An 11988-nucleotide genomic window follows, 5' to 3' on the forward strand; every position below is an offset into this window, starting at 1 on the left:
GACGAAACACGCCTATCTTTCTTTTTTCACCATATCAAGATGCGGGATTCCATCTTCATCATAACAATCTGAGACAGCTTTGAAGCCAAATGATTCGTAAAACGATTTTAAATACGCCTGCGCCTGAATTTTGACACTTGTTTCACCTAATTCACTGAGCTTTTCCAAAGCCTTGCTGAGCAGAATTTTCCCGTAACCTTTTTTCCGGCCAGCCTGGGTTACAAGGATACGACCGATGGATGCCTCCGTGTACATGACCCCCCTTTGGAATATTCGGCAATAAGCCACAATGGCTCCGTTCTCTTTTGCGATTAAATGAAGCGCTTCTTGATCACGATGATCGATTTCAGGATAAGGACATGCTTGTTCTACAACAAACACATTGACTCTTTCCATCAACATCAGGTAAAGATCCTCTTTCGCCAGTTGTTCAAATGTTTGACACGTCCAATTAAGTTGACTCATGATTGATATCCACCTTTCCATAGACTCCGCCTCCGCCAGAGATCAGTCCAACTTCGCCCTTTCTCGCTTTGATGATGTAATTGGCTGTTTTTTCTGGCAGGACAGCTTTTAAATCTTGTTCTGTTGCTTGATGAAGTATATTCATTTCTGTGTGAAAAACAGCTTTTAGCTTTTCTAACGTTTTGGCTCCAACCCCCGGAATAAATTGAAGCGGGAGCTGATGAACATAAGGAGGTCTCTTCCGTTTGTCACTTTCTTGGTCGGCAAGCTCCTTTAAACGTTCACTCACCCCTTTTGTCATCCGGGTATGTCTGCATGCGTGGCATTTTTCTTGGTCTTGGTTGTCAGGTCTTATCCCGCATTTTTCGCAGGTCGTATGATAATACTTTCCAAGCCGCGGAGTGAGGCCATAATTTCCTATGATTTTTCTGCCATCTTTTTCTTGAAGGGCTAGTTTGAATTCTGAAAAGGAGGCATGCTCCATTTGAATTTTTGTATATTCTCGCGCAATTTTCCCTAAGGAATGAGCATCTGAATTCGTTAAAAAGGGATAGCGGTTCAGCTCACTTAACTGGGAGGCCATTGACGTATCACAGCTAAGACCAAGCTCAACAGCATCAATGAGTTCTGGATCTAATACTTCTGTTAAAGAAGTGTTTACCCCTTTGCCGTATAAACTTTTGTGCGGTGTGAATATATGGGCAGGAATAAATAACCCTCCAAGCTCCTTGACCTTACGCTGAAGTGTTCTCCCATCAACATAAAGGCGCTGTGAACTCAAATGCACATTTTTCATGTGTAGAGAGAGCCATGCAGAGAACTCGCACATTTTGTGTAATGTGGGGATAAACGCAAGCACATGAATCGGACCCTTTGAATAGTCATCATTGATTTCTATCTCACTGCCTAAAAGTAAAACCGTTTGCCCAAATGATAGACCTCCATCATTCAATTCAGTGTATCTGCCTTCCTCTACACCTTCTATCAATTCTTCTAGGACTTCAGGAGATTGTGCATCAATCACACCGATCATCCCCATCCCTTTACTTTGTGACGCCTCTAATAAAATTTGGTCAATTGTGAGCGACCTTGCACCTGTAATTTTGACAGCCCTGCCTGTTCTCGTTCTGCCAATATGAATATGGATGTCAGCAAAAAACTCCCTCATTTTGTAGACTTAAGTACCTCTTGCAGCTGTAAGTACTGAATGGCATAGGCTGTTTTTGCATCATAAATATACTGTTTTTCGATGAGGTGCAATGCTTCTTCTAACGAAACTTCCATCACTTCGACAAATTCATCTTCATCCAGATCTCTTTTTTCTTCAAGAGGAACCAACTGATCTGCAAGATATATGTGAACAATTTCATCTGCAAACCCTGGCGATGTATAAAAGGCGGTCAGCTTTTTTAGCTGCTGAGTCGTGTACCCTGTTTCTTCTTCTAATTCTCTCAGTGCTGTATGTGCCGGCTCTTCACCTTGTTCTAATTTTCCAGCCGGGATTTCAACGATGGCCCGCTCTAGTGCTTTACGGTATTGCTTGACCAAAATGATTTTATTTTCTTCCGTACGTGCAATGACTGCTACTGCACCTGGATGTTTGATGATTTCTCGTTTGCCCTGTCTTCCATTGGGCAATTCTACATCTTCAAGAACCAAGTCAATGATTTTTCCGTTGTATAATTCTTTAGACGATAATGTTTTTTCTTCAAAGTCCTTCAATTTTGTCAGCTCCTCGTTCTACTTTCACTTTTTCCTTCATTTATTTTAACATAGATGATTTAGGAGAGTCGAAAAGCGAAAGCTCGCTTCAATGCACCATTTAAAATCACCTAACTTGAATTCCAGATTTTTTTCACTTAAGGTGAAAGGATAGGAGTGTGATGGAATTGAAAAAAAGACGAATTGGTACATCGGATCTTTTGGTGAGCGAGGCGGCACTAGGATGTATGTCCCTTGGAACGGAAAAAGGAAAAGCGCTCTCTTTATTAGATGAGGCTATAGACCTTGGAATTAATTATTTGGATACAGCCGATTTATATGATTTTGGGACAAATGAAGAAATTGTCGGGGAAGCCATTAAAAACAGGCGGCAAGATTTGATTTTGGCCACAAAAGGCGGCAACCGCTTTGAAAAGGGCAAATCTGGCTGGGACTGGGACCCTTCAAAGGCATACATAAAAGAGGCAGTGAAACAGAGCCTCAAACGGCTTCAAACAGATTATATTGATTTATATCAATTACATGGGGGCACGATTGATGACCCAATTGATGAAACCATTGAGGCTTTTGAGGAATTAGTAGAAGAAGGCGTTATTCGATATTACGGCATATCTTCTATCCGTCCAAATGTCATGAAAGAATATGCCAAAAAGTCGAACATTGTCAGTGTGATGATGCAATATAGTTTACTCGACCGCCGTCCAGAAGAATGGCTTTCTCTTCTTGAAGAACAAAGCATTAGTGTCGTCGCAAGAGGTCCTCTAGCGAAAGGATTATTAACTGAAAAACCACTTTCGCAAGCAAGTGCAGCGATTCAAAAGAACGGGTATCTTCAATACTCATTTGAAGAGCTTCATCAGGTCATTCCTTCGTTAAAGAAAGTCGCCTATGACTTATCACTCACTGAACTGTCCATTCAATACTTACTAAAGCATTCTGCTGTCAGTTCCGTTGTTTTTGGCGCAAGCTCGGTGGAACAGTTAAAAGAAAATGTGGCAGCGGCAAATGCACGTTCTTTAAGCGATCAAGAAGTAAAAGCATTGACATATTATACAAGACAGTCTGTGTATGAGACGCACCGTTTCAATAAATAGAACGTAAAAGGAAGCTCCTTATGTGATCTCATTTTTAGCTTTTATGCTTTCTCCATCTAAATGACTTTCATCTAGCAGCTCTGAGGAAGGAGCTCTTGTCGTTTTTGTTTTTCTTTTTTGCCCTAGTGTACCATCCATTTTATTTGCTGAGCAAGAGTGACGCCAAGCTCCCAACATGTGGTATGATCATCATAGAAAAACTTCAGAAAGGAAGAATGAGCTTGATGAAGAGATGGACCGCTATACTTGCCTTTATAATATTTCCACTTGCTGCAATCGGCATTTTTTTCACCAATAAAATGATGTACATTCGTAAATTAACAGATGAAGAGTTAATCAAACGAGAATCAGATGAAGGTCATTATCATCACGAGGAATTTAAACAGTTGAAAAAAGAGAGAGTTTGTATTCCCTCATCATTTGGTTATGATGTTCATGGCTACTTTGTGCCGTTTCCAAAAACAACTCGCACCATCGTGCTTTGCCATGGCGTCACAGTCAGTTTGATCAATTCAGTTAAATATATGAAATTATTCCAAAAGCTCGGATGGAATGTGATGCTTTATGATCATAGAAGACATGGGATGAGTGGCGGAAAAACCACTAGTTATGGATACTATGAAAAAGAAGATTTAGCGCAGGTTGTTCAGTGGCTGAGAAAAAGGATCGGGGAAAGTGCCGTCATTGGAATACATGGAGAGTCAATGGGTGCAGTTACTGCCTTGTTATATGCTTCAAAACCAGAAGCAAACGCAAATTTTTACATTGCGGATTGTCCTTTTGCTTCTTTTAGGGATCAGCTGGTGTTTCGGTTAAAAACGGATTTTCGCCTTTCAGGTCATTGGATTCTTCCACTAAGTGATCAAGTGTTAAAATGGAGGGACGGATATCGCATCCGGCAAGTTTCCCCGCTTGATGTGATCGATCAGGTGAAAGAACCTGTTCTCTTTATCCATAGCCGTCATGACGATTATATCCCGTGCGAACAAAGCCAGCAGTTATATGAACGAAAAAAGGGTGATAAACGGCTATTTATTGCGCCACACGGTGCTCATGCGATGTCTTTTAGTGAAAATAAGGAAGCTTATGAACAAGAGGTCCAAGCATTTCTTCAAACATTTGAACTCAATCAAGAGAAAAGAGGAGAATGAACAGCAGTTCATCTCCTCTTTACTAGTTAACTTATACGATAGTCACCACTGTTGTATGGTGTCTGCCCGCTAGCTCCATATGACTCTCTTCCGATTGCTGTTGACTCATGACCGATAATCCTGCAGTTGCTGCCAATAAAAGAACTATCAAACTCATTTTCATATAAATGACCTCCATTTTGAATTTTTGATATAGCTTGAATTTTCCTTTCGTAAAACCGAGTAGATACTTCAAATAATCCAAGCTCATTATAATAATGAGCTGCATCAAGTGCCAATTCCTCAATATCCGGGTATAAGCGCTTGTCCTCCAACAGGTCTAATGTATCGTCTATGATCTTTATTTCTGCATCAACGTATAATGCTTTTAAAAACTGAAATTTGCAGATATAAATTTCATCTTCTAATTCACAGGCTTTCATAATACCTTGTTGATAGAGGGTTAACGACTCTTCTATTTGTTTTTGTTTAAACAGGATTTGTGTGAGCATAAATAGTGGGTCTAAAGAGCGATTCAGATGGGTTAAATTCTCCTTTTCAAACACTTCAAGAGAGTCTTTCAGATAACGACTTGCTGCCGCAAGGTCGTTCATTTGGTAATAGCAGTTACCTAAGTTGAAAAGGGCCGAACCTATGACTCGAGGGTTTCCAATTGAGCGTGCTCGCTTTAGAGCATTTTTAAAGTAGGGCAATGCATGTTCATAGCATTTCAAATCATCATAGTTTGCACCAATAACAAATTCACAGTGGATGATTCTCAGCATGTACGTTCTGTAGGCAGAGTACGTGTCTAACGCTTGCAAGGCATAGTGCATCGAAAAGTGGGTTTGTTTCATGTGGTAGTATATTTCTGCTAATTTAAAATAAAATTCTGCTCTTTCTATATCATCAGATATGAGATTGAGCTTTTTTTCTGCGGAACGGTAATAAGCAATAGCGCTTAAATAATTTCTCTGTTCAAATTCAAACATTCCTGTGAAAAAATGAACATAGTATTCAAGCATATCGGTTAATTTCGTTTGCGAATGCTCTATCATTTCTAGAAGCTTCTTAATTTCTTCATCATTCGAAGCTTTCTTTGCCGGTTCAAAATATTCGAGCATCACCTTATGGCGAAAATCCATTAGCTGGTAAAATAGCAACAGGTTTTGATCCTGCTCCATCTCAAGGATTTCCTGCTCGATCTCGGCTTTCAGCTTCTCTGCTTTCATGACGTGAAATCCGCAAATTTGCCTATACCATTCGTTTATTTTGATTCCAACCTGAGGCGATGACAGCTTGAGCTTCAATTCACTTTAGTACCTCCCTTCCATATACGATACATGTTGTATTCTATCATATTTCCTCGAATGGAAGAAATATGAAATGTCGTTTTTCGCAAAGTTTTCGGTATCCCGCAATAAACGCTTCCATTGCCTATTTTTCGGCATTTATTGCCACTATTTTTTCATTCCCATTTTTCTCATTTTGTCGAATCATTCGTTGAAAACTGCTTTTTGTCATTTAAAAAGATCATTTATCAAATTAGACAGCTCTGCTGTTTGATGAGATGATGATGGTACGAAAAAAGCCCTCTTCAGTGATATTATCCCCTCTAAGGGTCAGAAAATATCGTGAGGGACAATCTTTTGAAGACCGAAGAGGAAAACAGACAAAGTCAGAAAATCCTTTTAGTGGACGTCCTAAGTTAACGTTTAAAAATGTAGAAGAAGAAAGAGATTATTTAAAGGCATAGGTAGAATACTTAAAAAAGCGTTATCCAAATCTTCATGGGGAGGACGGATTTTGAAGACTGCATGGTTTGAAGCTGTTCATGAATTAAAGAATCTTTATCCGTTGACATGGCTCGTTTGTATCGCCAAAGTATCACGATCGGGGTATTATAAATGGTTTAAGAATAAAAGGACTAGAATGGAACGGAAACAGAATGAACAACTCTTAAAAGAGCACATCATGGCCATTCATCATTCACATCCCTTCTATGGCTATCCTCGGATGACAGTCGCTTTAAAGAAAGAAGGATTTCACATCAACCATAAGCGTGTCTACAGGTTGATGAAAGAGATGAACATCCAATCAATCATTCGAAAAAAACGTCGTTATTTCGGAAGACAAGCTTCGGTTGTCCATCCAAACAGATTAAACCGAAAATTTAAAACCAATCAATACAATCAGTTATATGTAACTGATATCAGACCGTAGACAAACCCCACCTTTACTTCAAGTAAAAGTGGGGTTTTCACTTATTTTGATAAAATTTATCAGTTGTCTTACGCTGGACATGGTCCTTTCCATGTCCAGTTTGCTAGCTTTTTGAGATTCATGGCAGCGAAAGTAAGCATCGCCTGCATTGAAACTTTTTTCAGTCCACGAAGTTTCGTCCAACGCATACCATGCTTTTCTTTTGCATCCGCAAAAACGCGTTCAATCGTTTCTTTACGTTTTGCGTAGATGTTCTTATTCATTGCACAAGATGATCTTCAGGCACTAATTCATCTAAAGCCACTACTTCTAATTGATTTCTTCTCTCTTCTTCACGTTTCGATAACATGTTCATCCCCCGCAGAATTGTGTTATTACCCTTATTATACAAAAAAGCTTGTAGACTTTGTCTACAAGCTGCAATCAGTTATATGTAACTGATATTACCTATATTGCTTGCCAGCATCGTTTCTATTATTGCTATACAAGATCTGTACAACAATGAGATCGTCGCGTGGAAACTGTCAAAGGAGCAGTACTTCATTCTGATCAAGGCTTTCAATACACAACACCAGCATATCAAAAGCGACTAGAAAACGTTGGTTTGAAGGGCAGTCATTCTCGAAGAGGGAACTGCCTAGATAATGCCTTACATTCAATTCTAAAATCACGATCGATTCCAGAAAAAATTAAACCAGTGTGCTCCGGTAGAATACCGTCACACACTGGCAGCTTAGGCTTTTTATATGTGTCTACTTGACAGGGGTAAGACCACAGCAAAGAGCTTTTTATAAGACATCTGTTACTTGATCCATATTCTCTTTGATCCAATTGACAGCTAATTCGAGCGTTGGAAATTCTTCCGTTTCAAATGTGACTTCATCCTGAAGAAGCCAAACGTCCTTTTTCACTGAATCCATTCCACCGATTGACCAGTGCAGAAGGCTATAAGGATGATTATTATTTAAAAACGACACCCACGTTTTATTTTGTGCCGTGTTTTGTATCACTTTCAGCTTTTGATCCACTACTTTTCCACCTTACTTTACAAGTATACCCATTCTCGGGCTGAGTATTTGTTGAGAACTTTTCAACATGAGTGTATTGGTTTTTTCATTAAAATCAATCGTCATTTCCTCTTCAAAAAATACCTTTTGTGCTGTGTGTATATACAGGTTAAATGGTTGATTATGCTTGAGCTGTTCCCACTCACCTGTTCTTTCGCTTGTCAGCCAGATCATTGGTACACCGCTTACTGCACTACCGCATCCATCTGAATCATAGCGAAGAAGCAGTTCTTTTGTTTTATGCTCTGCTTGTCTTTTTGTAAGAAAGGCTGCTGCTGGTTCTGTTATATGAATATACATGACGAACATCCTTTTTTCATTGATTGTTACATTGTAACATATCAGCCATCAATTAAACATGTTCTCGACCTTGCCAGTTCCTACTTCAGAATATCTTGTTCTATGTAATGATCATTCACTTGTCTGATCATTTGTTTCAAGCTGCTTTGACCAATTGTAGGCCTCTTGTTCAATTTCTTTCATGATCGCATCTTTTCCATTTATATAGCTTGCTATATCCTCCGGATGTGCTTTCGCTAATTGGCGCTTTTTGTCTGCATATTCCTTGGCACGCTCAGGTGCTGCTCTTAAATAATCCCGGAACACTAAATGTCTTTTTACATCCTTATGTCCAGCTTCATAGGCGTGAACGTGATGTGATCGGTTCAAGCCGCCTTTTCTAAAGAAACGTCTTCCTTTGAGTCCATTTTCTCCGAGGGCTTCATATCCAAGCTGACTAAACAGGTGATTACACTCATCTAGGTCGTTGATATGCTTCACTTCTAGCAGAATATCAATAATAGGCTTAGCGGCCATTCCTTTGATTGACGTACTGCCAATGTGGTGACCATCTACCCAGTTGTCACCCACTGCTTTCTTCAGTTTCTCTAATTCATGACGGAATTGTTCGTGCCAGCTCATTTTGTATTCAACCACTTCCACCTTTCGAAGCATCGAACGTTCCATCTTTGTTAACATGAGCTCGTTTTCTACTTGAAAACGGTTCGTTTGTTTAAACCCAAGCTTTTCATAGAGCCGGATCGCTGGTATATTCGCTTCCGCCGTTGTGAGTTCAATTGGTTGATGATGCTCGATAATGGAATGCATCAACTTTGTTCCAATCCCTTGATGGGCATGCTGAGGATGCACGGCTAACCGGCTGAGGACGATTCGGTCCTCATACATTTCATATGAAGCGATCCCTAACAAAGACCCTTCTTTTTCAAACCCTATGAACATCTCATCTGTTTCCATGATGTCCTTGACCGTTTCTTTTAAGGGCGGTAAATATTGGTAGCCAATTTGCTCTGCTTCCCTCTGATATGCAGCCAATTGGATATGTAAGATCTGTTTTGCTTGTTCTTTATTTTTTTGATCTAGCTGACTGATCATCCTTTCTCCTCCAGCCTCTTCACAAATAACACACGGTCTTCATGAATTCCATCATAATCTGAAAAAACCGAGATACCGTCTACTTTTTTATCTCCCTTTTCTATCTGAAAACCGAGTTTTGTATGGTAAGCAATGAAGACTTTATTGATAGAAGCTGTCACAGCCTTAATTGTTGTTCTCCATTCCTTTTCAACGACAACAAAGCTTGTATGCTGGAAATGTTCAAAAAAGAGCTTTGGCAATTTTGCACGTAAATCTCTGCCTCCCCACCAGCTTTGAATAACGGATGTGACGGCGTAAAAATCTGACGGCTTTACTTGACGTATCATGATGGCCTCGCCCCTTTTCAATTTGCTTTCCTTGTTTGAATCGCTTTTTTCTCAAAAATATGATTGTTTCGATAGTCTACCTGTCTGATCAAATGGTTGTAAAGACAGTATGCCAGCCTTTTTTCATTTTCATTTGTTGGTTCTTCTTTTGGCCGCCACCTCCTTTTAAACCTTCACACTTATTTCAAAAAGTTCACTTTTTGTGCGAAAGTTTCTTTCTTTGGTTATGTTAAGATGGATCATATAGGAAATGTAACAAATGTTTATTGGAGATGATGATATTGGTTTGGGTTGTTATTTCCCTTGTTGTGTTTAGTCTTTTAAAACTGATTGTCACCTCGCTGCCTTCTGGTGTGGTCGAACGCCTGCTGAGTCGTTATGCGGTGCATGCAAAAGTAACAAGTGATCAAACAAATATTACTTTTCAGGGTCGTTCGCTTGATGATCAGCGAACATCTGAAGTCATTCAACATTTTAATGATGCGATCTTTATTGAACGCTACTATATTTATCCTGGTGATGAAGAGCGCTTTCTTCACCCGAATGAAGGACCAGCCCCGCTTACCTTGCAAACAAAGCTTGGTAAGCACGATGTCACCCTTTATCTGTTCCATTATGATGATCACGTGGACGTGGTGCGGCAGTATACACATAAGCCAAAGAAAAAGCTTACGGCTTATCGTTTGCGTTCTGAACCGCTCCAAACGTTCCACAACATGGCACATGCTTGAAAATACACTACAGATTGGACGAAGTGGAAGACACTTCGTCTTTTTTGTATGGTTCTACAAATTTCATTGCTTCTTTTCTTATGATGTTTTCCCAGTATCAATTACGCCTCCTGTTGGTTACAACAGAAACAGAGCATACGTTCCAATAGGGTCAAAGCCAATCATTATGAAATGAAACGCAGCGCATGAAAATGGTGAATAACGAAGATGTTCTAACCCTTTCCTTATAGCAAATTGTCAATATTGATCTCGATTAATATGGATTGTCGTCAAATGGCTATAAGCAGATAGATGGAAAGTCATTGCCCATTAAGTCCTCAACACATCGGCAAAAAGAAACATTCTTATGACCAGTTCAAGCTTCTCTACCATATGGCGGATGTCTCCTCCATCAAATTGTGTATTTAATTTGCACAATTTTTCATGTATGATGGGAACATCTTACAAACTCAGGGGAGGACAGCATGAAAAATAATTTACGTACTTTGCATCCGCTTAGTTGGACGATCATCATCGGTACGATATTTGGCCGAATGGCGACGTCCATGAGCATTCCTTTTTTAGCCGTCTATTTGACACAAGTCAAAGGCGCCTCAGCCTCTTCAGCTGGATTAATCATTGCCGTTAGCTCTCTTATTGGGATCGTTGCGAGTTTTTATGGTGGCTATATTTCTGACAGAATTGGAAGAAAAAAGGTCATGCTTTTATCGATCTTCGGTTGGACACTTGTCTTTGTTGGTTTTGCGTTTGCAGATGCCATTTGGGTCTTCTTTATCATGAATGCTTTAAACGGACTGTGCCGAGCACTGTTTGAGCCAACTTCTAAAGCACTCTTATCGGATGTGACACCGTCAAGCATTCGGTTGTTTGTTTTCAATCTACGGTATACGGCCATTAACATTGGCGTAATCTTCGGCCCGCTGCTTGGCTTATATCTTGGGTCATCAAAAACAACCTTTCCGTTTCTCGTTGCTGCCTTGATTTACTTTCTATATGGCTTAACGCTGGCATGGCAATTTCAAAAACACCCAGTTGCTGCACCAGAAAGCAACAAACAAATTAGTGTCAAAAAAGCTCTTTCTATTATCCAGAAAGATACGGTCTTTAGCATTATTCTCATCGGCGTTACCTTATGTTCGTTCGGTTATTCACATCTAAGCTCAACACTGCCACAATATTTATCAGCGTCTCCTGTTATTGAGGATGGCCCTAAGCTGTTTGGATATCTTTTATCATTAAATGCCGTCGTTGTCATTGTCGTTCAATACCCGCTTATCATGATCGCCAAGCGCTACTCGACCATTTTGTCGTTGACGACCGGAAATGTTCTTCTTGCAGGCAGTTTGTTAGCCATTGCTTTTTCACAAAGTCTTGGCATGCTTGCTTTCATCATTGTCGTGTTTACGATTGGTGAAGTCCTGCTCTTTGCGATGATGGATCTCTTTGTGGACAATATTGCAAACCCTGAAGTGAAAGGATCGTACTTTGGCGCGATGGGATTTTCTCAGCTAGGCAGCGTCGTCGGTCCATTTGTCGGCGGATTGTGTATTGACTTTTTTGGCGCAGCCCATCCCTTTTCCATTTTTTCCGTCCTGTCGATTGTCACCATTGCAGGTGCCCCGTTCTTACTCATCGGATACTACCGCTTTAAAAAACGAACGGCGGCTATCGTGGCTGTTAAAGTCAGTGGAGGTCATTAGAAAAACCGCTCTGATATGGGGACTGACCCCCTAAGATGAGACAAATAAAAAACACCTTCAAGTTTGAAAACGGACCGTTGTGATCCGAAATAAAACATGGAGGTGTTTTTTCTATGGGGACAAGAGTGAGTTATC

General features: G+C 40.1%; 13 protein-coding genes and 2 pseudogenes. 6 read left to right on the forward strand and 9 right to left on the reverse strand.

What is annotated here, in order from left to right; genetic code table 11:
• Nucleotides 1–12: 12 nt before the first annotated feature.
• Genes LC033_RS10745 through LC033_RS10755 form a run of 3 tightly spaced genes read right to left on the reverse strand, consistent with a single transcriptional unit; the run spans nt 13 to nt 2187 of the window.
• Nucleotides 13–465 carry a GNAT family N-acetyltransferase gene (locus LC033_RS10745; RefSeq protein ID WP_226568243.1) on the reverse strand — a complete coding sequence of 151 codons (453 nt, stop codon included), beginning with the start codon at nt 463–465 and terminating at the stop codon, nt 13–15.
• Nucleotides 452–1633 (reverse strand): TIGR00375 family protein, encoded by a 1182-nt coding sequence (locus LC033_RS10750; protein WP_226568244.1) that lies wholly within the window; start codon nt 1631–1633, stop codon nt 452–454. Before LC033_RS10750 ends, LC033_RS10745 begins: the two co-directional genes overlap by 14 nt.
• The gene (locus LC033_RS10755; RefSeq protein ID WP_226568245.1) at nt 1630–2187 is read right to left on the reverse strand and encodes an NUDIX hydrolase; all 558 of its coding nucleotides are present in this window, start codon (nt 2185–2187) and stop codon (nt 1630–1632) included. Before LC033_RS10755 ends, LC033_RS10750 begins: the two co-directional genes overlap by 4 nt.
• 167 nt (nt 2188–2354) lie before the next feature.
• On the opposite strand from LC033_RS10755, the gene LC033_RS10760 reads away from it, so the two are divergent.
• Both LC033_RS10760 and LC033_RS10765 read left to right on the forward strand, forming a co-directional pair.
• A complete protein-coding gene (locus LC033_RS10760; RefSeq protein WP_226568246.1) occupies nt 2355–3281 on the forward strand; it encodes an aldo/keto reductase in 927 nt (308 codons plus the stop codon).
• A gap of 224 nt (nt 3282–3505) precedes the next feature.
• Complete coding sequence (locus LC033_RS10765; protein WP_226568260.1) at nt 3506–4432, forward strand: alpha/beta hydrolase; 927 nt, start codon at nt 3506–3508, stop codon at nt 4430–4432.
• 26 nt (nt 4433–4458) lie between these two features.
• On the opposite strand, the gene LC033_RS10770 is transcribed toward LC033_RS10765, so the two are convergent.
• On the reverse strand, nt 4459–5721 hold the full coding sequence (locus LC033_RS10770; RefSeq protein WP_226568247.1) for a Rap family tetratricopeptide repeat protein: 1263 nt from the start codon (nt 5719–5721) through the stop codon (nt 4459–4461).
• 496 nt (nt 5722–6217) lie between these two features.
• On the opposite strand from LC033_RS10770, the gene LC033_RS10775 reads away from it, so the two are divergent.
• Nucleotides 6218–6634 (forward strand): IS3 family transposase, encoded by a 417-nt coding sequence (locus LC033_RS10775; RefSeq protein WP_226568248.1) that lies wholly within the window; start codon nt 6218–6220, stop codon nt 6632–6634.
• Between the two features lie 68 nt (nt 6635–6702).
• On the opposite strand, the pseudogene LC033_RS10780 reads toward LC033_RS10775, so the two are convergent.
• Nucleotides 6703–6894, reverse strand: a pseudogene (locus LC033_RS10780) (transposase); the annotation flags it as partial.
• A 275-nt stretch (nt 6895–7169) separates the two neighbouring features.
• Between LC033_RS10780 and LC033_RS10785 the strand changes: the two are divergent.
• Nucleotides 7170–7283, forward strand: a pseudogene (locus LC033_RS10785) (IS3 family transposase); the annotation flags it as partial.
• Nucleotides 7284–7422: 139 nt separating this feature from the next.
• Here the strand turns inward: LC033_RS10785 and LC033_RS10790 are convergent.
• The 4 genes from LC033_RS10790 to LC033_RS10805 form a co-directional block, all read right to left on the reverse strand.
• A complete protein-coding gene (locus LC033_RS10790) occupies nt 7423–7662 on the reverse strand; it encodes a YqkC family protein (protein WP_024422884.1) in 240 nt (79 codons plus the stop codon).
• 12 nt (nt 7663–7674) lie between these two features.
• Nucleotides 7675–8001, reverse strand: a complete 327-nt coding sequence (locus tag LC033_RS10795) for an iron-sulfur cluster biosynthesis family protein (RefSeq protein ID WP_226568249.1) — start codon at nt 7999–8001, stop codon at nt 7675–7677.
• Between the two features lie 111 nt (nt 8002–8112).
• Complete coding sequence (locus LC033_RS10800) at nt 8113–9093, reverse strand: GNAT family N-acetyltransferase (RefSeq protein ID WP_226568250.1); 981 nt, start codon at nt 9091–9093, stop codon at nt 8113–8115.
• Nucleotides 9090–9422 (reverse strand): hypothetical protein, encoded by a 333-nt coding sequence (locus LC033_RS10805; RefSeq protein ID WP_226568251.1) that lies wholly within the window; start codon nt 9420–9422, stop codon nt 9090–9092. Before LC033_RS10805 ends, LC033_RS10800 begins: the two co-directional genes overlap by 4 nt.
• Before the next feature lie 281 nt (nt 9423–9703).
• Here LC033_RS10805 and LC033_RS10810 point away from each other — a divergent pair, with 281 nt between their 5' ends.
• Nucleotides 9704–10153: a YfmQ family protein gene (locus tag LC033_RS10810; protein WP_226568252.1), complete on the forward strand. Its 450-nt coding sequence runs from the start codon at nt 9704–9706 to the stop codon at nt 10151–10153.
• A 464-nt stretch (nt 10154–10617) separates the two neighbouring features.
• Nucleotides 10618–11853 (forward strand): MDR family MFS transporter, encoded by a 1236-nt coding sequence (locus LC033_RS10815; protein WP_226568253.1) that lies wholly within the window; start codon nt 10618–10620, stop codon nt 11851–11853.
• The last annotated feature ends 135 nt before the right edge of the window (nt 11854–11988 follow it).

Source organism: Bacillus stratosphericus, assembly GCF_020524495.1.
Lineage (GTDB): Bacteria > Bacillota > Bacilli > Bacillales > Bacillaceae > Bacillus > Bacillus stratosphericus_B.

What these genes read in the sequence shown, in the direction of transcription:
- LC033_RS10745 (WP_226568243.1), bottom strand. Translation starts at nt 465, where the DNA reads ATGAGTCAACTTAATTGGACGTGTCAAACATTTGAACAACTGGCGAAA.
- LC033_RS10750 (WP_226568244.1), bottom strand. Translation starts at nt 1,633, where the DNA reads ATGAGGGAGTTTTTTGCTGACATCCATATTCATATTGGCAGAACGAGA.
- LC033_RS10765 (WP_226568260.1), top strand. Translation starts at nt 3,506, where the DNA reads ATGAAGAGATGGACCGCTATACTTGCCTTTATAATATTTCCACTTGCT.
- LC033_RS10795 (WP_226568249.1), bottom strand. Translation starts at nt 8,001, where the DNA reads ATGTATATTCATATAACAGAACCAGCAGCAGCCTTTCTTACAAAAAGA.
- LC033_RS10800 (WP_226568250.1), bottom strand. Translation starts at nt 9,093, where the DNA reads ATGATCAGTCAGCTAGATCAAAAAAATAAAGAACAAGCAAAACAGATC.
- LC033_RS10805 (WP_226568251.1), bottom strand. Translation starts at nt 9,422, where the DNA reads ATGATACGTCAAGTAAAGCCGTCAGATTTTTACGCCGTCACATCCGTT.
- LC033_RS10815 (WP_226568253.1), top strand. Translation starts at nt 10,618, where the DNA reads ATGAAAAATAATTTACGTACTTTGCATCCGCTTAGTTGGACGATCATC.